A 22390-nucleotide genomic window follows, 5' to 3' on the forward strand; every position below is an offset into this window, starting at 1 on the left:
GGCGAGCATGTCTTTTGCCCCCTTCATGATTGGAAAATTAATATGAAGGATGGAAAAGTGCAAGCACCAGATGTCGGTTGTGTGAAGAAATATCAAGTAGAAATAGAAAATGAATCGATCTATATTCATTTAGACCAATAGTTTATGAGCATGTGCGTAATGAAAATTGTGCACATGCTCTTTCTTTAGTGCCTGGCACGCCGCGAAATTTGTCGATTAATAAGAACAAAAAAAAAGCAATCACGCTATCGTTATGATTGCTTTTTTTGTTGTGAATTAGCAGATAAATAATAAAAAAAGATATAAATTAGAAGTTTGTATGACTATGTAAAAATTAATAGATATGACAAGTGTCATATCGGTTAGTTGACGTTCATGACTTCTTGAATGAATCATTTTCTTTTATGATTGAGTTAATTAGTTCTCCAAATAAATGATTAAATAGGTTCTTTCAAGGGGGAAAATATGAGTAATCCAAAACAAAAACTAGCACAGCTTAGAAAAAGCATTGCACCGTTTGAAAAATCGGATGCTAAATCAAGTATTAGACAAATAATGAATACAGTTCCACCATTTTTCTTATTATGGTTTCTGGCGTACCAGAGCTTGTCAGTCTCTATCTGGCTAACCTTTGCTTTTGCTGTTATTGCTGCAGGGTTTGTCGTTCGAATTTTTATTATTTTCCATGATTGTTGTCATGGGTCATTCTTTAAAAATAAAAAGATCAATCATCTACTTGGCACCATTACAGGTATTATTACGATGTTTCCTTATGAAAAATGGAAACGTGAGCATTCGATTCATCATGCAACAAGTGGAAATTTAAATAAGCGCGGTATCGGTGACGTCTGGATTATGACGGTTGATGAATACGTGGCAGCGTCATTTAAAGAAAAATTGGCGTACCGACTTTATCGAAATCCACTCGTTATGTTTGGGCTTGGTCCAATTTACTTGTTTTTCATTACGAATCGGTTCAATCGTAAAGATGCAAGAAAAAACGAACGCGTCAACACACATATGATTAATGTTTCAATCGTTGCTCTTTATTCATTCATGATCTGGCTCATTGGCTGGCAGGCATTTCTAATCATTCAAGCGCCGATCCTCCTTGTATCAGGAGCGCTTGGTATCTGGTTATTTTATGTACAACATCAATTTGAAGATGCTTACTTTGAAGATGAAAAAGAGTGGGATTATGTGAAAGCTGCAATTGATGGAAGTTCGTATTATAAACTACCCAAAATATTACAATGGGTAACAGGAAATATTGGTTATCATCATGTTCACCACTTAAGTCCAAGAGTTCCGAACTATAACTTGGAAAAGGTACATGCAACAACACCTCCATTACAAAAAGCAACAACGATTACAGTTGGATCAAGTTTACAATCGATTCGTTTTCGTTTATACGACGAGAATAGTAAGACATTTGTAAGCTTTAAGCAGGTTAAGTCCCTTACGCCCAAAGCAAGACCGAGCGTACAAATTAAGAATACAGAGGCAAGCCTCCAAGTGAAATAATAAATAGGCAAGCGAAAAACCGTTCAACTTAGCATTGAAGGGTTTTTCTTTGCTCAGAATAAAGTATAACCTGCCATAAACGATGTTCATTATTGTATGATAAGTATGTAGACTATTGCTCTTATAAGTCTAGATACATAACAAATTAAAAGAGAGGGGGACGATTATGCAAAGTTGGTATAACATCTTCCCGAAAAATACGGGGCTTAGCGTCTACGTATGGATTATTTTTTGTCTGTTACCGTTTTATTTTATTTTTAAGTCGTCTTCTGCATTGGAAATTATTTTCGGTATTATTATGATTTTGTTATTTTTTATTTCATATCGTCTATCTTTTATTTCCAAAGGTGGACTTGTCTATTTATGGGTTGCAGTTGAAATGGCAATCAGCATTGGTATGACGTTGTTTTACGGATATGTTTATTTTGCTCTTTTCTTAGCATTTTTTATTGGGAATATTCAAAATAAAGCTGGTTTCTTAACACTGTATATTGTTCACCTTTTAACGACAATTAGTGCAGTGAGCTGGGGTTTTTTTACACAAACTGAATTATTTTTTGCTCAGTTCCCTTTCATTATTCTGTCTGTGATCGGTGTTATTCTCATGCCGTTTAATACGTATAATCGAAACAAACGTGAAAAATTAGAGGGTCAATTAGAGGACGCAAATAAAAGAATCTCCCAATTAATTGTTATGGAAGAGCGTCAACGTATTGCGCGTGATTTACATGACACGCTTGGTCAAAAACTGTCGCTTATTGGATTGAAAAGTGATTTGGCACGGAAGTTAATCGAGATAAATCCAGATTCTGCGAAAGTTGAAATGAGTGATATAAACCAAACTGCAAGAACGGCATTAAAGGAAGTACGTGAGATGGTTTCAGATATGCGTGGAGCTAAGTTAGAAGATGAAGTCATCCATATTCAGCAAATTTTAAAAGCTGCACAAATAGAGTTCACAATGGAAGGGGATCCCAATCTAAAAAGCACACCACTATTAGTCGAAAATGTCGTGAGTATGTGTTTGAAAGAGGCTGTAACTAATGTTGTTAAACATAGTCAGGCCTCTTCTTGTAAAGTTATGATTTGTGAGTCTTCCGATGAATTACAAATCATTGTACAAGATGATGGAATTGGTATCTCAGAGAAAAGCGAATCTTCAAGCGGTAGTGGACTTAAGGGTATAAGAGAACGGTTGGAATTTGTAAATGGAAGTTTAGACTTTGTTAAGTCAGATGGAACGGTTCTTGATATTCGAGTACCGAATGCCATTTCGCAAACAAAACAGGAGGGATTGACGTGATTCGAATTGTCATTGCCGAAGATCAACGAATGTTGCTAGGAGCTCTTGGTTCTTTACTTGATTTGGAAGAGGATATGGAGGTTGTTGGAAAAGCGAGGAACGGGGAAGAAGCATTGGCATTGGTAAAACAGTGCCAGCCTGATATTTGTATTATGGATATTGAAATGCCGATAAAAAGTGGCCTTGATGCAGCAGAGGAATTGATCGATCAACCATGTAAAGTCATTATCTTAACGACTTTTGCCCGCGCAGGATATTTTGAACGTGCGCGAAATGCAGAGGTGAGTGGTTATTTGCTAAAAGATAGCCCAAGTGAGGAATTAGCAAACTCGATTCGAATCATTATGGATGGACGACGTATTTATGCTCCAGAATTAGTTGATTTAGCATACGACAACAAAAATCCACTTACGAAACGCGAAAAGGAGGTAATGGAATTGATTGCGGAAGGGAAAAGTACAAATGAGATTGCCAAGGAGCTTTCTCTTACAAATGGTACGGTCCGTAATTATATCTCAGTTATACTTGATAAGTTAGATGTTGGTAACCGAATTGAAGCTATCTCAAGGTTTAATGAAAAAGGCTGGTTTAAATGAGGTATCTGACACGTCTCGAAATTTCTCGTCTATGTAGGATGAGTGCACTCCATACAAAAAAGCAATCACGCAAACGTGATTGCTTTTTCTATAACAATTTACTACCGTACACCCTCTGTTGATGATGCAACACAAGCGCTACCTAAATAGTTAGCTCAGCTTAGGTGACTCCACGGCACACGGAAGGGACCACTTACTGCTGCTTCCTTCCGGACCTGACAGGATTCATGGGATTCCGTTGCGTAGAACCCAAGCTTCAACACCACTTATTTAGGTCAGACCAAGTGAGAACAAAACCTTGAGAGGGAATTTAGCCTCGCTACAGCGGATTGCGAGTACAGGGCACCGCTAACTCCCCGCTTAGCACGGTATTAAATTATTTGCGTATTAATTTGTAATACATCCTTTATTATAAAGGAATTTAACTTAACTACAATGCTAATAAATTAGAAATTAGGGAAATGATTTCCTCGAACAAATAGATATGGTCATTGATATTATCTTTCTATGTACTCAAACTATGCTTCGAATTACATAAAATACTGTGCTAAATAATCTAACTAAACGGTCAATAGTTTTATTGAATTATGATTTAATGAGGATGAAATGACTTTTAATTAAATCATAATTCTTAAAAGAGCATTTCAACACCACCTTCCCTTCAAGCTACCAAAGAACCCCATATAACTATAAGGAACTCACATTCTAATCTATTCATTTTACTATCACTTTGTTATACAAAGCTTTTTGTGAAAATGACTAATCTATTCTGCCTACCGATTGTTAAAATTAGGAATAAGTTTAATGTCTATGCCGATAATAAACACTAATTAAACTTTTCACTTTAAAGGTACTAGGAGAAGCGGTCTATCAAGTAAGAATCTATAGTTAAACGGGCTACATGCGTTTGCCTCTAGGAAAATCAGATCAACGAATACCTAGAATGGATATACATTAGAAGGACTATAATTTAGATGAGATAGCTGTTTTTTTCTTAAATCACACACAAGAACTCGTATGAAGAAACAATTCATTAATCATTAATTGGGGGGAGTCCATGTTTCGAAATTTAATTGGAGCAAAAAAGAAGAAAGCGCATGCAGTTGAATTCGTGACGTCAGATGATTTTTACGATGAAAATAAGATCATTTTCGATGCGTTTAATCATATAAAGACCCCTCCTCAACTACTCGAAAAAATGTATCAAGTGAGTCAAAGTTCTTCCAATCATGATTTTTATTATTATGGTCCTTCTCCTCATCGATTTGTGAAGCAATCCTTACAATATGCCAATAAAACATTTCCAGAATGTCTAATGCCACCATTTCAACACTATTATGCGAATTTTGATCTGATGAATACACAACAAAAGCAGTGGTACTTTTATTGGAGAGAAAGAGTGGTAAACGGTCATTATTTACAAACAGATGTAAGTTATCTATATGTTTTTGTGTACGAGTTAATTAATTATACCTTTAATTCAAACGCTGCATTTAATGTCAGTATGCTCATTCGTCTTTATGATGCATACAACGATCAGCCTAACGTAGGGAATTTAAAAGTATTAATTTTTGACATGTTGTATGAATTAGATGAGAAAGAAGAAGCAAAGAAATGGTATACATACACGCCTAAGCAACCAGGTTTATATAAACAACTAAAAGAGAAAGCACATGATTTATCGAGAATTCCTATGACACCATGGAAAAGTTACCTTCACTTTCACTGTGCCAGCAAATTTCTCACCACTCATAAAACGAAAGTCTATAAAACATTTAGAGAATGCATCTATCTACTCGAAGAACAGTACGTCAACGTAGACGCGAGAAAACTCGTAGATACATATTTTGAAGTGAAAAAAGAAACCTATCACCATCATTTGTTCCAAGGAATGATTTCGTTTCGAAATCATCAAGCGATTGCTGCATTTGAGGTAGAAATGGTTTATCCGACAAGGCGTTTACTTGAGGAGATTCCTGCTTTTTTCCGACTAGCAGAAAATGTGACTCGTTTGTTGCATGGTGAAAAAAGACAGTTGAAACTAGACGAAGATGTTTTTCCTGATGGCTTAAAAGAAAAAATGATCAAGTACATGTCGCAATCAACAACAAAAGGGCGTTTTAAATCTGCGAGGAAGAAAAATAAGGTGCAAACAGGGAGTACGATCCCACCTAAGCCAGAGGAGCGGCCGGAGGTAAAGATTGAATTTAATGAAGAACGGATTCAAAAATTAAGTAAGCAAAGTGATGAGTTGGTGCTAGAAGTGGAAGAAAGAACAATTGAAATGGAAGAGGACAAGTTCGAACACAAGCCCGTTCAACAGCAAGAGCAACATGTTGAAGAGGCAGCAATCAACAAATTAGACGACTTCTTTTCAGGAGGATTGCAAGAGGTCGACGAAAACGAAATTGGGGAGTTTATTGATTCATTGACTGAAATTGAACGTGACTTTTTAACCCAGTTCCATACACTTGAATGGGCCAAACAAGAAGCAACCCAATTTCTCAAAACAAAAGGCATGATGATCGGTGTTTTCTTAGGAGAAATTAACGAAAAGGCACAAGAGCATTTAGAAGACAATCTGATTGAAGAGGCAGGAGAGAACTTGCGTATTTTTGAAGAGTTTGAAGCAGTTATTTCATTCGCAAAGGAGAGATAAGAGATGAAAATCAAAAAAAGAGATTCATCAGCCATCTTAAATTCCTTATTCGGTGGGGTTGTTCCCAATCGCGGCATTCAACATATTATGGTTGGACGAGCCGATGAATCAAGACAAATCATGATGGATTTGGATAACATCAAAAAAGGCTCTTCCGTTGTGAAATTTTTTATCGGACCATTTGGCAGCGGGAAAAGCTTTATTCAAGGGTTTATCAAACAATTAGCTTTTAATGAAAAGTTTGTTGTAACTGCTGCTGATTTCACGCCAGAACGGCGGTTATATGGGGCAGAAGGAAAAGCTATAGCGCTTTACGGTGAGTTAATGAAAAACTTAGCGACATCCACTCAACCTGAAGGAAACGCACTGCCTAGTATGTTAGATAAGTGGATCAACACAATTCAAACAGCAGTCATGCAAGAAAAAGGCTATGCGACAATCGAATTTGATAACCGTGATTTTGCTCGAGATGTTGAAGAAGAAATTACGAATGTTGTCGCGAAAATGGATGATTTAACAGGTGGGTTCGATTTTGCGCGTATTTTGGTTTTGTATTTTCAAGGGTTTGTGAATGACAATCAGGACTTGCAAAGGCGCTGTCTTCGTTGGTTACGTGGTGAATACGGGACAAAGACAGAAGCGAAGGCAGACCTAGGTGTGAGAGATATTATTAATGATAACAACTGGTATAACTACATTAAAATTGTTTCACAGTTCGTCAAGCAAATTGGGTATTCAGGTTTAATCGTTAACTTTGATGAAGCGATTAACTTGTTTAAAATTACACATCCACAAGCAAGAGAAAAAAACTATGAGATCATATTAAAAATATACAATGATACCCTTCAAGGAACATTAGAAGGTCTTTATATTACTTTTGGTGGAACAGTTGAATTTTTAGAAGATGAAAGACGTGGGTTGTTTAGTTATGGAGCGTTGAAACGGCGCTTAGAAACGAATCGTTTTGAGACAACTGAATACCGTGATTTATCTCAACCAGTCATCAAATTAACACCGTTAAAAAGTGAAGAGACGTTCCTGTTATTACAGAGATTAAAGGAGATTCATGCCACTTACTATGAATATGTCTCATCTATTTCAGATGATGACATAAAAGGGTACATTCAAAAAGAATACAATCGCCCTGGTGCAGCTGATCATTTAACCGTTGGAGACATTATAAGAGGCTTTCTTCATGTCTTAAGTATTCTCCACCAAAATCCTAATTACGATCGAACGAAAATTTTCGAAGCGCCATCAGAAAGAGTAGAAAAAGACATAATTTTTTCACGGTTTTCTCGTTAAAAAGGGGGTCTGATTGTGAGCTCTTTTCAGCTCTTATCCACTCATCTACAAAAGAAAATATGGGACATGAAATGGGAGTCTTTTAACAAAATTCAAGATAAGGCTATCCCAATTATTATGAATACTGAAAAGGATGTTGTGCTCTCTGCGGGGACTGCTTCTGGAAAAACAGAAGCTGCTTTTTTGCCGATTTTAACAAAAATCGAAGCGACTGCTAGTCAATCGCTGAAGGTATTATACGTTTCGCCGCTAAAGGCCTTAATCAATAATCAGTTTGAAAGAATTGACAAGTTATGTGAATACATGGATGTTAAGATCCATCGTTGGCATGGCGATGTGTCACAGAGTAAAAAACAAACGTTTCTAAAGAGCCCGTCAGGTATTTTACAAATTACCCCTGAATCAATCGAGAGTTTGTTTATTAATCGTCCTGGGAGCTTGAGAACGTTGTTTCAAGATTTACAGTTTATCGTCATTGATGAAATTCACTCCTTTATTGATCGAGAAAGAGGTGTACAGCTTAGGTCATTGTTGTCAAGGATTGGTGAACATACAGAGAAGAGAGCTCGAATGGTTGGCTTATCAGCAACGATTGATCAATTTGATTTAGTGAAAAGGTGGGTGGATTTTCAAGCACCTGAGAACGTTGCTGTGTTAGAGGATAAAGGTTCAAATAAAACTCCATATCATCATCTCATGTATTTTGGAACGGATGGCAGTTTTAAGAAACCACTTGCGTTATATAAAGACATGCGTCAGTTAACGAGGGAACAGAAGGCGATTATTTTTTGCAACAGTCGAGGAGAAGTGGAGGAAGCAACAGTTTCATTAAATCGTTTAGCTGAACGGGAGCGAGCGGGTGAATCCTATTACCCTCATCATTCTTCTATCGATAAAAAAGAAAGAGAACATGTAGAGAAGGTAATGCATGAGACAAACGTCGACAAAAGCATTGTTGCTACAAGTTCACTTGAATTAGGAATTGATATTGGAAATGTTGATTTGGTCATTCAATTAGATAGTACATTTAGTGTATCTTCCCTAAAACAACGATTAGGGCGTTCAGGTCGGAAGAAGGAAGCCAATCCAATTTTGCAATTGTATGCAACCGAACGAGATAGTTTGCTAAAGTCAGTCGCTGTGATGGAATTGTTGTTAGACAAGTGGATTGAACCAGCGACTGGGTACCCTGTTCCTTATGACATCGCTTTCCATCAACTGCTTTCGATTTGTTCAGAAAAAAATGGAGTGACCAAGCCGCAATTAGTGTTGCTTATTAAAGAAAACCACATCTTTTATTCATTGGATGTACGGAAGATTGACTTGTTAATTGAATACATGATCGAACATGAGTTACTAGAGCGGTTGAAAGGGCGCGGGGAATGTATTGTTGGTTTTAAAGGTGAGCACTTGCTACGGAGCAAAGACTTTTACTCAGTCTTTATGACAAATGAGGAATATGAAGTCATGGAAGGTATTCGCAAAATTGGATCAATTGATAAGACTCCTTTCGTTTATGAAGGAGATAACATTATTTTATCTGGGAAGCTATGGACGATTCATTCGTTAGATAAAAAGAAAAACAAAGCCTATGTCAAAAAAGCGGTCAATGCTAAACCACCTAAATTCAGAAGTGCAAGTGGGAAGCTCCATAAAAAAATAGGCGAAAAAATGTTCGAGATTCTCTGCTCGGATGATGGTTATGAGTATTTAGATGAACAGGCAGACGATATGTTATACGACATTAGAAAACCATACCATTTTAACGAAATCAATAGGCATGAACGTGTCCTTTGGAAAGAGAAGAAAGAGTATACATTCGAGTCGTTTACCTCGACAGAAATTACGACGACCCTCTATTGGATGATGAAAATACTAGGCGTGAATGTATGGAGTAGAGATCCATTAGGGAGAATCAAATTTGAATATGAGGGTACTCCTACTGAATTGCTACGAAACCTACTTCATTTTACTTGGTCAGAAAGTGTCATCTTGCAAGCGAAAAAAGAAAAAGAAGAGTTTGTCACGAAATTTTCAGGTTATTTACCTGAACAATTAAAGGATGAAATGCATGGTGAGCATGAACTAGATATAAAAGGGACGATTGAGTATTTGAAGGAGTATGAATGGAAGGTGGTTACGACTAATTTCTGATGGGTATGTATGTGATTGTTTTTTCAGTGTACTAGGTGAATTCATTGATGAAAGTGGTAAAAGATGGGATGATGGTACAAGTTAGGTAGGTTCTAATTTTGTATTATGTGAGGGGGAGATGATTCTTGAGTTTCACGTTTATTCACGCAGCTGATATCCATCTTGACAGTCCATTAAGAGGATTGGAAAAGTATGAAGGGGCACCGGTTGAAAGAATTCGCAATGCAACAAGGGATGCATTTAAAAACTTGGTAGATGTAGCGATTGATAAAAAGGTTTCCTTCCTTGTCATTGCAGGTGATCTTTATGATGGTGATTGGAAGGACTATTATACTGGGTTATTTTTTGTTAGCCAAATGAGTCGTTTGCAAAAAGAGAAGATCAATGTTTATTTGATTCGAGGAAATCATGATGCACAAAGTTTAATCACAAAGGAATTAAAGTTACCTGATAATGTGATTGAATTCTCTGTTGATCAACCAACAACCAAAATAAATGATGAATTAAAAGTGGCCTTCCATGGACAAGGGTTCAGGTCAAGGTCGGTAACAGATAATCTTGCAAAAGCATATCCACAAAAGGTAGATGGATATTTTAACATTGGCCTGCTGCATACAAGTGCAACTGGCCGAGAAGGACATGAAAGCTATGCACCGTGTTCGATAGATGATTTACGTGAAAAGGGTTATGACTATTGGGCATTAGGACATATTCACTTACGAGAGGTGCTACATGATAACAATCCTGTTATTCTCTTTTCAGGTAATATTCAAGGCAGACATATCCGAGAACCTGGACAAAAAGGCTGTACGGTCGTACAAGTAAAGGACGGGCAAGTGGATTCATACGAACATTATTCACTCGATGTCCTAAGGTGGGAAGTTTGTGAAGTTGATGCGTCAACAATAGACACCGTTGATGATTTGATTGAGGCCACGCGAGAGCAATTAGTACAGTCGTACCAGCAAGCTGAAGGGCGGTTCTTAGCTGTTCGTATTCGGATAATGGGCTCAAGTAACGTACATCAAGAATTAGTAGTTGAAAAGGACCATGTCATCAATAATTTACGGTCCATGGCAATCGAAGTTGGGTATGGGGATGTTTGGATTGAAAAAGTCAAAATAGAGACGAGTCGTCAAATTGATTTGGATGAACTAAAAGAGCAGCATACACCTGTAGCTAGCATATTAGAATATCTTGATGCAGTCACAGGTGAGGAAGAGACATTGGAATTGCTACTAGAGGAGTTTAAGGATTTACAGAACGCTTTGCCGTATGAATTAAAAAACGCTGAGGATGGATTTGACTTTACTGACACCACGTTAATGAAATCAAGGTTAGATGAAGTGGAAGATTTAATTTTGCATTATTTAACAACGAAGGTAGGGGGGGAAACGTCTTGAGATTTGACTATTTACAGTTACTGGCATTTGGTCATTTTACCAATTATCAATTACTGTTCGAAGAAAATAAGAATTTTCATTTGATCTATGGACCAAATGAGGCAGGGAAAAGTACCATTCTCAGGTCCGTTTCAAATTTCTTGTACGGCTTTCCACGACAAACGACGGACTCCTTTCTCCACAGCAATAAGAATTTACGAATTGAGGGTCAGTTAAAAGATACAAAGGGTGAAACGTTACAGTTCATTCGTCGTAAAGGTACAAAGAATACTGTGTTAGATATGAACAATAATGCAATGGATGAAAAAAAAGTACATGGATTTTTAAACGGAATGTCAGAGCAGCACTTCCTCAATATGTTTGCACTCGACCATGTACGATTGCGCGAAGGTGGAGAAAGCCTCTTACAAAGCGATGGGAATGTCGGTGAAAGCTTATTTTCAGCAGCTTCAGGGATAAGTGTTCTTAAAAACGTGTTGGAAGAGTTAGACAAGAAGTCTCGGAGTCTTTATTTAAAAGGGGGGTCAAAGCCTGAAATTAATCAAGCATTAAAGGAAGAAAGAGAAATATCGACAACGTTAGCAGAAAATCAGCTGAAGATTCAAACATGGAGAGAGTTGGAACGCACATATATTGACGGGAAAGAGGAAATAGAAACATTATTAAAGGAAATGAAAACGATAGGAAGTGTAGAAAGCAAATATCTACGCTTACAACAAACGCTACCTAAAATGGCACTACGTAATGACTTCATTAAAAAGCTGGATGAACTTAGCAATATTCCAGATTTGCCAGAACAAGCGGAGGAGATACGAAAAGAGAATCTCCAAAAGGTAGAAGCTGCACGAAAAGCTCAGAAAAAAGCAGAAGATCAATTGAAAGAAATAAAGGATAAAATAGACGGTATTTCAGTGCCTGAAGGGCTGCTCGATCAGACGGCTGTTATTGAAGCCTTGTACAGAGAAGCAGAAGGTTACCGGAAAGATGTGAAGCAATTACCTATTTTAGATGGGAAACAGAAGCAGCTAGAACAAAGTATTCGATCATCATTAAAAGAGATAGATGTATCAAATCAAGACTTAGCGAATGTAGATCAGTACCGAGTATCTGCTGAGAAAAAGAAAATGGTTCGAGAGTTAAGTGAGCAGAAACCACTTTTAGATCACCATTTAAAAACAGAAACAAGCGAGTTTGTTTCCATCCAAAAAGAGCTAAAGAAACTAACAAGTAAATTGGAGAAAATTGGTGAATTGCCCGATATCGATACCCTTGAACATGTGATGGATAAGATTAAAAGTGAAGGAAAAGTGGAAGAAATACTTAAAGAAACACGTGCACGAGTAGAACAACTCGAAGTAGACATTAACGAATCCATTCGATTGCTTCCATTATGGGAGGGTACAAGTGAAGAACTTCTCCATCTAAAAATACCGAATTTAACTGAAACGGTGAAGAAGTATCAGAAACAAATTCAAGATGTAACTTATGAGCTCAAACAAATAACTGATAAAATAGAGTCGGAAAACGAGTTAATAGAAGAAAATGAAAAGAGAATTCGTGAGCTTGAATCTCTTGCTGATATCCCGACGGAGGAAGTATTGAATGAATCAAGAAATCGTCGTGATTCAGGCTGGTTAATCATTCGAAATAAATTGAACACTGGAGACTTTGATGATGAAAAACTAAAAGAGTTTACAAACGGACTTCCAGTCGACATGGCATTTGAAAAAAGCGTCCATGAAACAGACGGTATTGCCGATAAAATGCGAAGAGAAGCTGAAAAACTAGGAGAAAAAAATAAGTTTCGTGCAGACATCGAAACAAGTAAGAAAAAGCTTAGGACGCTAACAGATGAACGTAAGAAACTTAACGATGAACGAAAACAATGGGAAGAAGACTGGACAAATGAATGGAAGGCAGCAAAGATCAAACCGTTAACACCAGATGAAATGATTGAATGGCTTGAGCGATATGAACTTATCATCGCTTTCATTCATGATCACCAAAGAACTGCAACCGAAGTACAGATACTTGAGGTAAAGCGAGCGGATTTAAAAACATCATTAGAAGAAGTACTATTAACGATGGAGGTCATTTTTAAGGAATCATCCCTCGAGGAGCTTATGCTTGAAGCCGATAAAACAAGAAAACAACGAACTGTACTGATAAATGAGCGGAACCATTTAATTGCTAAATTGAACGACCTACATGAGAAACTAGAGAAATCTCAGGACAAACAAGAAGAAACGTCACAGCAAATCAATGAATGGAAAATAGCTTGGGAAAAAGCATTAGATGGACTGGCTCTGTCAAAAGAGACAACTCCCACTGTTGTAAAAGAATTGCTTGAGACGTATGACGCGTGCGTATGCAGCTTTGATGACTTAATGCAGATAGAAGAAGACATAAAAGCAATTAAAGTTAGAATTAGTAATTTTGAAGAAAAGGTCAGAGGATTAAATCAATCACTTGTTAGCGAATTAGTTGAAAACGAAATGGATGTCGCAGTTAACAAAATCTATCAATCCCTTCAAAAAGCATCTCAAGACCAGGTGACAATGGAGACTTTGCAAATGCAACTAAAACAAGGACAAGATGATAAAAAAGAAGCAGCTAATGAACTAGTTGAGGCCAACGCTAAGCTAGCAGAGCTGATAGCAAAAGCAAACTGTCAAACGTTTGAAGAACTTGAAAAGGTAGAAGCTGCATGTAAACAAAAAGTCGAGTATGCAGATAAAATTGAGCAACTTAACGAACAGCTAATTGAAATAGGAAACGGCCGAACGATTGCTGAACTGATTGATGAAGCAGAGCATGCTGACAAGGATGTGATTGATTTTGAATTAGCAGAACTCAGGCGAAAGCGAACTGAATTAGATCAAAAGCGCTCTGAAATGGAGCAAGCCCACGGTGTTGTGAAAAAGGAATACAATGAAAAGATCGAAGGAACGAACTTTTCATCTGTTCAAGCAGCTGAGGAAAAACAGAGCGTTCTAGCGAAAATCACCCACTATACCGATGAATACATGAACCATAAATTAGCGTCGTTGTTGTTAAAGAAAGGGATTGAGTTCTATCGTGAAAAAAATCAAAGTCCAATAATGAATCGCGCAAGTGAAATCTTTCAACGATTAACGCTGCAGTCGTTTGATGGCATTACTGTCGAATTTGATGAAAAAGATCAACCAGTCATAATGGGCATTCGAAATACGGATGAAAGAATTCCTGTATCAGGCATGAGTGACGGAACAACTGACCAACTCTATTTAGCTCTACGTATCGCGAGTATTGAAAAATACGTAAATGAGAACGAACCGATCCCATTTATCGTTGATGATATTCTCGTACACTTTGATGACGAAAGATCGAAAGAAACATTAAAAGTCCTTGTGGAGCTATCTAAGAAAACGCAAATTATTTTCTTTACCCATCACTACCGGCTAATAGAGCTCATGAAAGAAGTAACATTGGAGCCTATGTATCAGTTAAAGGATATTCAGTCTGCTACGCAAGAGGTACATTAGGTTTCTGGCACTTGTCGAATCGTTTTCCTATAAATGAATAATGTCCTCACCTTTTAGAAAAACTGATTGGTGAGGTGAAGGAAAAGATGGGATTTATTAATGCTATTGACCAATGGTTGGAAAAGAAAAATGAGAAAAGAATTGCCCTTTCCAAATCACAGGGAATCTGTCCTGAATGTCAAGGTAAAGGGTTTAACATGGTAGGAACTGAAGTATATATAACGAATTCTTATTATGATTGTCCTGGTTGCAATGGCAGTGGTTCATTTGCTGATTGGTTAGAGACAAATTAATGGTTTACGATCAAAATGCGGGAGTTTTACCCGCATTTTTTTATTTTGGAACGATGTCCTACCAAGGGACTATAATAGATTTGGACAGACATACGCAAGTTCTAATTTTAATGAAAACAAAGTACCAGTGAGTAGGTAAAAGTCTTATAGAGTAATTCTAGTTAGTCGATAAAATATAGAATTAGTAGATAAATTTTGATAGTAACCGATAAATTTCCCCGGTATATTAACTTATTGCTGAATCGCCGCTTTTTATTAGAAGTTTTGTCATGTAGGAGGAAAGTGGTCATAGTCGTATCTAATATGTAAGACACCATATATTTTTTCAAGTAAATAAAAAGATGAGGTGAGCATATGGAAAACGAACAAAAGAAGTATGCAATTAAGGAGGTATCTAAAAGTTTAAAAATACCGGTAGGGAAACTTAAAGAATGGGAAGAGTTATATTCGAATGCTCTTTATGTGCAAAGAACAAAAACAGGAGCAAGGTTGTACACTGGGTATGATATAGAACTATTAAAAAAAATCAAAATATTAAAAGACAATAATATCAACGAGGAGCATGTAAACTTTATTCTAGATACGAACAATGAGGTTGAACGTGATGAACAAGGCGAATCAACTCAAGAATACTTTACGCTTTTATCCTTACAAAATGAAACGATCGAATCTATTCAAAAGCTAACAGAGTCAATTGCTACAATAAAAGAAGAATTCATTCAAGAGGTCAAAGAGGAAATAAAAAGTGAAATGAACGTAGGGCATAGTAAAGCGAAATCTCTACTCCAATCCTATTCCCATACAATCGCAGACACGGCAGAAAACACACATGAAGAATTAACACGTTTAAGACAAGACATTCATAAAGAAGAAGAAGAGAAACTATTTATCCAACAAAAGCTTGAAGAAAGAGAACAGCAGTTTCAAGAGTTTGTTCAATCTTATAGAGAGGCTGCTGCTGCAAAAGAAAAGCAAAGGTTTCCTAATTGGTTAAATATTTTTAAAGCGAAAAAAGAAGGTTCGATTGATTTATCTTAAATATGAGTTGCTGCCATTGTTTTAAGAGGCTACAAAAAAAGGTGAATACCTGAGGGTGCTGAAAAAGGTCGATTTTTGCCTTTTTAGTGCCCTCTCAGCAACGTGCAGAGCCATTGCTGCTTCCTTGATGGCCTTTAATAGAGTCAATTGTTAATAATTAAATGGTTGCTTCTTGATTGATTATCTGTTAATCTAAAGAAGTTATTTTTGTTCGGTCTATATAAGTGAAGAATAAGTATTTAAACTTTCGTCTTTGATATCTACTTGAGCATCTATAGTAATAAATGGTGGACAAAGATCCACACGAGGAGATCATACACATGCAACAAGGTACAGTAAAATGGTTTAACGCAGAAAAAGGTTTCGGTTTCATTGAAGTTGAAGGTGGAGACGATGTATTCGTACATTTCTCAGCTATCCAAGGCGAAGGCTTTAAATCTTTAGATGAAGGCCAAAAAGTTACGTTTGATACAGAGCAAGGTCAACGTGGACCTCAAGCGACAAACGTAAATAAAGCGTAATTGTATTTTAATGAAGGACTCTGGATTAGAGTCCTTTTTTGTTATGCTTTAAAACAGAAAAGAGGCGTGCCTGTTTTTATAAAAATTATTAAACGGGATTTGAATATGATGACTCCTCTAATGAGAATCCTATATATATCAAATTATAAAAAATGAGGTTAATACATGAGTGAACGAAATTTTAGTGATTATCATTTAAGTGAGGAAATAACAAGAGCGCTTGGTGTGTTGAAGTACGAAACGCCGACAGAGGTTCAAGCTGAAGTTATACCCAGAGCATTGGGAAATCAGGATCTTGTCGTCAAGTCACAAACAGGTAGTGGTAAGACAGCTGCCTACGGAGTACCTGTTTGCGAGATGATTGAATGGGAAGAAAAAAAGTCGCAAGTATTAATTCTTACTCCGACACGCGAGCTTGCTGTTCAAGTGCGAGAGGATGTTACGAACATTGGAAGGTTTAAACGATTGAAAGCTATGGCGGTATATGGCAAAGAGCCTTTCTCGAAACAAAAAGAAGAGTTGAAGCAAAAAACGCATGTTGTGGTAGGTACACCTGGCAGAGTCATGGATCATATCGAAAGAGAGACCTTAGGACTAGAGAAGATCAAGTATCTAATTATAGATGAAGCGGATGAAATGCTTAATATGGGGTTTGTCGACGAGGTAGAAAAGATTATCGAACAATTACCTCCAAACAGAGTCACGATGGTTTTTTCAGCCACGTTGCCGAAAGATGTTGAAAATCTTTGCCATAAATATATGAAAGACCCTGTTAATATTGAGATTGCAGCTACTGGGGTCACAACAAGCACGATTGAACATCGAGTCATTGATGTAAGAGAAGCAGGAAAACTTGCGTTACTAAAAGATGTAACGGTTGTTGAAAACCCTGATAGTTGTATCGTTTTCTGTAATACGAAGGAACACGTTGATACAGTGTTTACCGAATTGGATCAATCCAATTATTCTTGCGAAAAGCTCCACGGAGGATTAGAACAGGAAGATCGATTTGCTGTCATGAATGGCTTCAAAGCAGGGGATTTCCGTTATCTTATAGCAACCGATGTAGCTGCTAGAGGAATTGATATTGATAATGTAACGCTAGTTATTAATTATGACGTTCCAATGGAAAAAGAAAGCTATGTTCATCGAACAGGAAGAACGGGACGTGCTGGTAATCAAGGCAAAGCAATTACGTTTGCAACACCAAATGAAGGAAAATATATGAAGGCAATTGAAAAATACATTGGCTTTCAGATCCCTACAATGGAAATTCCAAATCAACATGAAGTGATAAGTGGAAAAGTTATTTTTGAAGAAAAAATGAGTGGTCGTCGGATCGTTAAAAATAATAAAACGGCTCGAATCAACCAAGGTATAATGAAACTCCACTTCACCGGCGGGAAAAAGAAGAAGCTTCGAGCTGTAGATTTCGTTGGAACCATTGCGAAAATTCCTGGAGTGACAGCAGATGATATTGGAATTATAACAATTCAGGATACGCTATCCTATGTAGATATTCTAAACGGCAAAGGTTCATTAGTCTTACAAGCGATGGAGAACACTACAATTAAAGGAAAGAAACTCAAAGTTAGTAAGGCGATTAAGTAAATAATTAAGAAAAAACGATTATGCCAGTCATAATCGTTTTTTTTCTTAGACGGCACAACTAACACAAAGAGTTAGTTGTGCCGTAACCATTTGTTTTCAATATTGTTTAAATATTCATTTGGCGCCTTCTAACATCTTCTTTGTTTCGTATGTGAGTAGATACGCTTTTCCCATGCTTTTGCTTCTCTTTGATAGCCGTCATAGGTAATTTTTTTTATTTGATTTAGTCCATGTTCGAAGCCTTGGATATTTGCAGTAAAAACAATATTTTCTCCGTGTCTAATGATATAGAGGTTCCAAGTACGACTGTCAGTAATTCTTCGATGTTGTTGTTTTGTTCTTCTGAAAAACAACTCTAAATCATTAAAGCTGCTTATCTGCTTTTGATAGAACTAGATTCACGATCAGGTGTCTTCATCATATAACTCCTTTCCTATTTTTTGATATGATTACCAAATATGGACTAAATATTATCTAATAGAGCACTTTTACAGAAGGAGAGCTCTACGGAAATTGAAATAAACGTAAAGTAGAGATAACTTCGGTTAGAAAAGATTCTTCCATGCATGATTTGTCCATCTTCTGAATAGCAATAAACAAAGATAATAGTGACTATGTTATTGAATATACGGCCTTAATCGTTTGATATATTTTCTATATGCGTTAAAGAAATTTATATTAGTAATCTGACTTTACGTAGTGAAAATATAAGGTTGAGTATAAGTGCAACTAGGCTTTCGCATTTTAGGACTTGCCGATAAGCTGTATTTACAAATAGGGGGGATTTAAATGGTGGAAGCTATCATGAAATTTTTCATAAGTGAACAGCAAGTTCAATCTATATTATCCAATCCAGTGATTGAAGCTATTTTTTTGGTGCTGTTTTTAACATTTGTCGTAACAATTTTCATTCATTTTAGCTTGTATAGTAAGTTAAGAAGAATTCGTAACTTTATTAGTGATACTAATTCATTAGATATTGCTCCGTTGAATCGGTTTCAAGAAGAATTTAAACATAAGAATCAACAGGAAGCGGTGAGGGTTGAGACATTTGTTCAGCATCAGTTCTCAAGTTGGCGAGTGTTTAACGTGCCGGTAGTAAGTCTCATTAAAATGATTCAAATGACCATATCTCTTTTTATATTAGTGGGTGTATTAGGAACATTCATTGGCCTTGCTATGTCACTCGGAAGTATCGATGCAGCAGGGGATCAGTTAGTTGAGAATGTGGCATTGGTACTTACTGGTATTGATGTGGCGTTCTTTACAAGTATTGTTGGTATGGGATTATCGCTAATGATGACTATCGTTACTCGTGTAGCGAATACGGAATATATGTTAACAGATCTAATGTTGAAAACTGAGTCCTATTTAGAAGAAAATGAACAAAATGGATTGTCCCGTCTTATTGGTGTATCTGAAACGATTAACTCCTCCATTAATCAGCTTCGGGAAACGAATCAAGAATCATTACAAAGCATTGTACAGTCCTTTAAGGGTTTTCAAGAATATACCGTTGGTTTGCAGCAATCTGCGAAGGATCTAGCGAAGTTTAATGAGGGGCTAACAGAAAATCTAAAGGATTTCACGGTCATTTTTGAAAGTGTGAAAGAAGTAACCAATGGCTTCGATAAAGGGGTAACGAAACTAAATAAGAATTTTGATCAATTGTTTTCTTATTTTTACAAAATGGATCAGAGAAATGAACGGATGACGAGTGCTTTTACTGAAACGTATCAAAAGATAGCAGAACTTACAAACTCTCAGACGGAAACGATGAATCATTTCCAACATTCAGTTGTGGATTTGAAAGACTATTTCTCCTCCATTGCAGGGAAACAGGAATCGATCCATGCGGCATTTGAGAGAATGAATGTACAGAGTGATCAGTTAGTTAAAACGATGAAGGACAACAATCAACAATTTGAACGTATATTTGGAAATGATGTGAGCTCAAAGCTATCAGGAATTACTACGTATTTAAGCGAACTAAGAAGTGATTTTTATAAACTTGGCAACACTCTCGAACGTCTTCCTGATGAGTTAGAAATGATTAACCGAGCACAAGGGGAATACAAAAATCTTCTGTCGAATCGTTTTGACGAATTGAAGCAACTTAACCATGAGTTTCACAATCATTTAAAAACGCATTCAGTCAATACAGGGGCTTATGAAAAATACTTGAACGATGCATCTAGTTACTATGACCAGCTAGGTACGAATAATCAGCAATTACTAAGTGAGATCAATCGTACGATGACGCAAATGTCAGATTCGTTTACTCATAGAGAAAATCAGATGGAGTCAAGCGTAGCGGTTCTAAAAGATACGCTCGCTAGATATGTCGCTAATTTAGAAGGAACCCTGGGCGGAAAATTGGAAAAGGTAAGTAGGAACATTGGTGATTATGTAGTCGATATAAATGACGCAATGAAGAAAGAATTTAAGCAAATAGGGGAAATAACGGAAGATAACCAACAAAGAAGTGCTCGTTACATGCAGCAAACTCTGAATGAATTGAGTCAAGAATTTCAACAGTTAAATCGTCATCTTCAGTTCTACTCACAAGATGTAATGAAGCAAAGCTACCCTTTAAGGGTTGGATCCGATGATTAATAAATACAAAAGATTATTTCATCGAGAAGAAGAGGAAAGTCATTTTTGGCCGTCATTCACGGATTTATTAACATCGCTCTTGCTTTGTTTTATCCTTATTTTTATTATCATGATGGTTATTAAATCATTTCAAATAGAAGAGATGAAACGAACCATTGATCAAATTATGGGGGTAAGAGTCAATATTATCCAAGATCTAAATGAAGAATTTAGCGATTCAGCTCTAAGTGTTGAAATTGATGAGAAAACGGGAGCGTTAATCTTTAACACGGATATTTTATTTGAGTTTGATGCAGCTGTGTTAAAGCCAGAGGCGTTTGTGTTTTTAGATGAGTTTGTCCCCGCTTATTTAGATGTGTTACTTGAAAATGGGTATGAAGATTATATTTCAGAAATCATCATCGAAGGTCATGCTGATCAACATGGTAGCTATTTGTACAATCTAGAGCTATCACAGCAAAGAGCTTTTAGTGTTGCAGAGTACATCCTTAGCGAAGATTTTCCTTACAAAAGCATCCAAGAACATTTACAAGCTAAATTAACGGTAAACGGAAAGTCTTTTACCGAAGGGCGCACCGATGAACAAGGAAACTATAGCAATCAAGCTTCTCGTCGAGTTGAATTTAAATTTCGTTTAAAAGATGAAGAGATTTTAGAGAAAACACGCGAGTTGCTCGGGAAGTGAACAAGCACGAAATGTTACCGTTTCAATCCATAGTTCTCATCTTCCAAAATGACGAGCATTTTTCTAATAGATAGTACATCTTTGTTCATTTGCAACTACCCTCGAAAGCCTGGTAATTTATACGCTTATTATGGTAAAAAGTGATTGTATTATAGAAAAAAGACGCCCAAAAGGACGTCTTTTTTGTGCGTATTGCGGCGAGAGACTGCAAACTCCACATTGTGCATTGCCTAAAAGGCGTGTCAATCTCGTCTTATGCAACTAAGCTCATCGCTAGATTAGTATACCACTATTCATGTTGAAAGAGAAGGTTAACTTATGTTAACTTCTACTCTAGTTTTTCACAGACAATGAAGAAGTTGGAAGCAGGTAAACACGAGAAATAAAGGTGCGAATAGGAAGTAAGGAATCTGACCTTTTTTCTTATGTCATTATTCTTTTTTCAATATCCCTAAATACTCCTCCCAAGGCCCAACGTCCATCCTGTATCTCTCGGCCATTACGCGTACGATTTGAGCAATATGTGTTAAGTCATGAACAATCCACGTAGAGAGCAATTCCCTTACCTTCACTACACCAAAGGCAGGGTGGGTACCCATCAATTCAAGATGCAATTCAGGGATAATCATAGTCTGAAGTTTGGTTATATTCTCTGATCTAATTGTTTTAAATTCAAGTAACTTTTGTTCAATCGATCGTTTAGAGTTTTCATTTAAGTGCGAATAACGATCGAATGGGGGAAATGGTTTGCTTTCACCTTCCTGAAGAATCATTTCTAACCTCGGGATCCAATTATTTCTCTCTCCCTCAATAAGATGATCAATCACTTCAGAGACATTCCAAGTTCCTTCGCCTTCATTGCATTGCAACCAGCCATCAGACAAACCTGATAAAAAATACTCCAATGTTTGTGGTGTACGCTCTAGAACGTCAATAGCTTCTTTCATAGTGAAATTCATATAACTGCTCCTTTCTGTAATGAATCTAAGATACACTTCCAAAAAATCTCCGTAAAGAACAAGTATCTGCTTATGTTTACTATTATCATTCTTTAAATTTGTCAAAGAGGCGGACAACTATTTGCCACATGAATTAATCTCTTTACCCCCTGTCCATAAGTAGAAACAATTGGATGATTGCTATATTCTGGTATAATTG

General features: G+C 36.8%; 16 protein-coding genes and 1 other RNA gene. 15 read left to right on the forward strand and 2 right to left on the reverse strand.

The window, feature by feature from the left end; translation table 11 throughout:
- The 4 genes from SLH51_RS08610 to SLH51_RS08625 all read left to right on the forward strand — a co-directional run.
- The coding region (locus SLH51_RS08610; RefSeq protein WP_472779952.1) for a Rieske (2Fe-2S) protein at positions 1-141 on the forward strand (141 nt) is incomplete at its 5' end.
- A 324-nt stretch (positions 142-465) separates the two neighbouring features.
- Entirely contained in the window at positions 466-1524 is a 1059-nt protein-coding gene (desA, locus tag SLH51_RS08615) for a Delta(5) desaturase DesA (protein WP_335960699.1), read from the forward strand.
- Between the two features lie 166 nt (positions 1525-1690).
- Positions 1691-2827, forward strand: coding sequence for a sensor histidine kinase (locus SLH51_RS08620; protein ID WP_335960701.1), 1137 nt, complete (start codon positions 1691-1693; stop codon positions 2825-2827).
- Positions 2824-3423: a response regulator transcription factor gene (locus tag SLH51_RS08625; RefSeq protein ID WP_335960702.1), complete on the forward strand. Its 600-nt coding sequence runs from the start codon at positions 2824-2826 to the stop codon at positions 3421-3423. Before SLH51_RS08620 ends, SLH51_RS08625 begins: the two co-directional genes overlap by 4 nt.
- Before the next feature lie 104 nt (positions 3424-3527).
- Here the strand turns inward: SLH51_RS08625 and ffs are convergent.
- Positions 3528-3792: signal recognition particle sRNA large type (ffs, locus tag SLH51_RS08630), an RNA gene on the reverse strand.
- A 688-nt stretch (positions 3793-4480) separates the two neighbouring features.
- On the opposite strand from ffs, the gene SLH51_RS08635 reads away from it, so the two are divergent.
- From SLH51_RS08635 to SLH51_RS08685, 11 genes are all read left to right on the forward strand, one after another.
- Positions 4481-6082 carry a TerB N-terminal domain-containing protein gene (locus tag SLH51_RS08635; protein ID WP_335960703.1) on the forward strand — a complete coding sequence of 534 codons (1602 nt, stop codon included), beginning with the start codon at positions 4481-4483 and terminating at the stop codon, positions 6080-6082.
- A gap of 3 nt (positions 6083-6085) precedes the next feature.
- A complete protein-coding gene (locus SLH51_RS08640; RefSeq protein WP_335960704.1) occupies positions 6086-7387 on the forward strand; it encodes an ATP-binding protein in 1302 nt (433 codons plus the stop codon).
- Between the two features lie 15 nt (positions 7388-7402).
- Positions 7403-9541, forward strand: coding sequence for a DEAD/DEAH box helicase (locus tag SLH51_RS08645; RefSeq protein ID WP_335960705.1), 2139 nt, complete (start codon positions 7403-7405; stop codon positions 9539-9541).
- Positions 9542-9666: 125 nt separating this feature from the next.
- Complete coding sequence (locus tag SLH51_RS08650) at positions 9667-10944, forward strand: metallophosphoesterase family protein (RefSeq protein ID WP_335960706.1); 1278 nt, start codon at positions 9667-9669, stop codon at positions 10942-10944.
- A complete protein-coding gene (locus SLH51_RS08655; protein WP_335960707.1) occupies positions 10941-14468 on the forward strand; it encodes an AAA family ATPase in 3528 nt (1175 codons plus the stop codon). Before SLH51_RS08650 ends, SLH51_RS08655 begins: the two co-directional genes overlap by 4 nt.
- A gap of 86 nt (positions 14469-14554) precedes the next feature.
- Positions 14555-14761 (forward strand): methionine aminopeptidase, encoded by a 207-nt coding sequence (locus tag SLH51_RS08660; RefSeq protein ID WP_335960709.1) that lies wholly within the window; start codon positions 14555-14557, stop codon positions 14759-14761.
- Between the two features lie 354 nt (positions 14762-15115).
- Complete coding sequence (locus SLH51_RS08665; protein WP_335960710.1) at positions 15116-15799, forward strand: MerR family transcriptional regulator; 684 nt, start codon at positions 15116-15118, stop codon at positions 15797-15799.
- Between the two features lie 320 nt (positions 15800-16119).
- Positions 16120-16320: a cold-shock protein gene (locus SLH51_RS08670; RefSeq protein WP_335960711.1), complete on the forward strand. Its 201-nt coding sequence runs from the start codon at positions 16120-16122 to the stop codon at positions 16318-16320.
- Between the two features lie 165 nt (positions 16321-16485).
- The gene (locus SLH51_RS08675; protein ID WP_335960713.1) at positions 16486-17931 is read left to right on the forward strand and encodes a DEAD/DEAH box helicase; all 1446 of its coding nucleotides are present in this window, start codon (positions 16486-16488) and stop codon (positions 17929-17931) included.
- Positions 17932-18720: 789 nt separating this feature from the next.
- Entirely contained in the window at positions 18721-20547 is a 1827-nt protein-coding gene (locus SLH51_RS08680) for a MotA/TolQ/ExbB proton channel family protein (RefSeq protein ID WP_335960715.1), read from the forward strand.
- A complete protein-coding gene (locus SLH51_RS08685; RefSeq protein ID WP_335960717.1) occupies positions 20540-21232 on the forward strand; it encodes an OmpA family protein in 693 nt (230 codons plus the stop codon). Before SLH51_RS08680 ends, SLH51_RS08685 begins: the two co-directional genes overlap by 8 nt.
- Before the next feature lie 431 nt (positions 21233-21663).
- Here the strand turns inward: SLH51_RS08685 and SLH51_RS08690 are convergent, their stop codons facing one another.
- Complete coding sequence (locus SLH51_RS08690; protein WP_335960718.1) at positions 21664-22191, reverse strand: DinB family protein; 528 nt, start codon at positions 22189-22191, stop codon at positions 21664-21666.
- Between the last annotated feature and the right edge of the window lie 199 nt (positions 22192-22390).

The organism is Halalkalibacter kiskunsagensis, assembly GCF_037027555.1.
Taxonomy (GTDB): Bacteria; Bacillota; Bacilli; order Bacillales; family Bacillaceae_D; genus Halalkalibacter; species Halalkalibacter kiskunsagensis.

Excerpts from the sequence above, each read along its gene's own strand:
- SLH51_RS08675 (WP_335960713.1), top strand. The coding sequence starts at position 16,486 with ATGAGTGAACGAAATTTTAGTGATTATCATTTAAGTGAGGAAATAACA.
- SLH51_RS08690 (WP_335960718.1), bottom strand. The coding sequence starts at position 22,191 with ATGAATTTCACTATGAAAGAAGCTATTGACGTTCTAGAGCGTACACCA.
- SLH51_RS08680 (WP_335960715.1), top strand. The coding sequence starts at position 18,721 with ATGGTGGAAGCTATCATGAAATTTTTCATAAGTGAACAGCAAGTTCAA.
- SLH51_RS08635 (WP_335960703.1), top strand. The coding sequence starts at position 4,481 with ATGTTTCGAAATTTAATTGGAGCAAAAAAGAAGAAAGCGCATGCAGTT.
- SLH51_RS08670 (WP_335960711.1), top strand. The coding sequence starts at position 16,120 with ATGCAACAAGGTACAGTAAAATGGTTTAACGCAGAAAAAGGTTTCGGT.
- SLH51_RS08685 (WP_335960717.1), top strand. The coding sequence starts at position 20,540 with ATGATTAATAAATACAAAAGATTATTTCATCGAGAAGAAGAGGAAAGT.
- desA (WP_335960699.1), top strand. The coding sequence starts at position 466 with ATGAGTAATCCAAAACAAAAACTAGCACAGCTTAGAAAAAGCATTGCA.
- SLH51_RS08620 (WP_335960701.1), top strand. The coding sequence starts at position 1,691 with ATGCAAAGTTGGTATAACATCTTCCCGAAAAATACGGGGCTTAGCGTC.
- SLH51_RS08640 (WP_335960704.1), top strand. The coding sequence starts at position 6,086 with ATGAAAATCAAAAAAAGAGATTCATCAGCCATCTTAAATTCCTTATTC.
- SLH51_RS08660 (WP_335960709.1), top strand. The coding sequence starts at position 14,555 with ATGGGATTTATTAATGCTATTGACCAATGGTTGGAAAAGAAAAATGAG.
- SLH51_RS08665 (WP_335960710.1), top strand. The coding sequence starts at position 15,116 with ATGGAAAACGAACAAAAGAAGTATGCAATTAAGGAGGTATCTAAAAGT.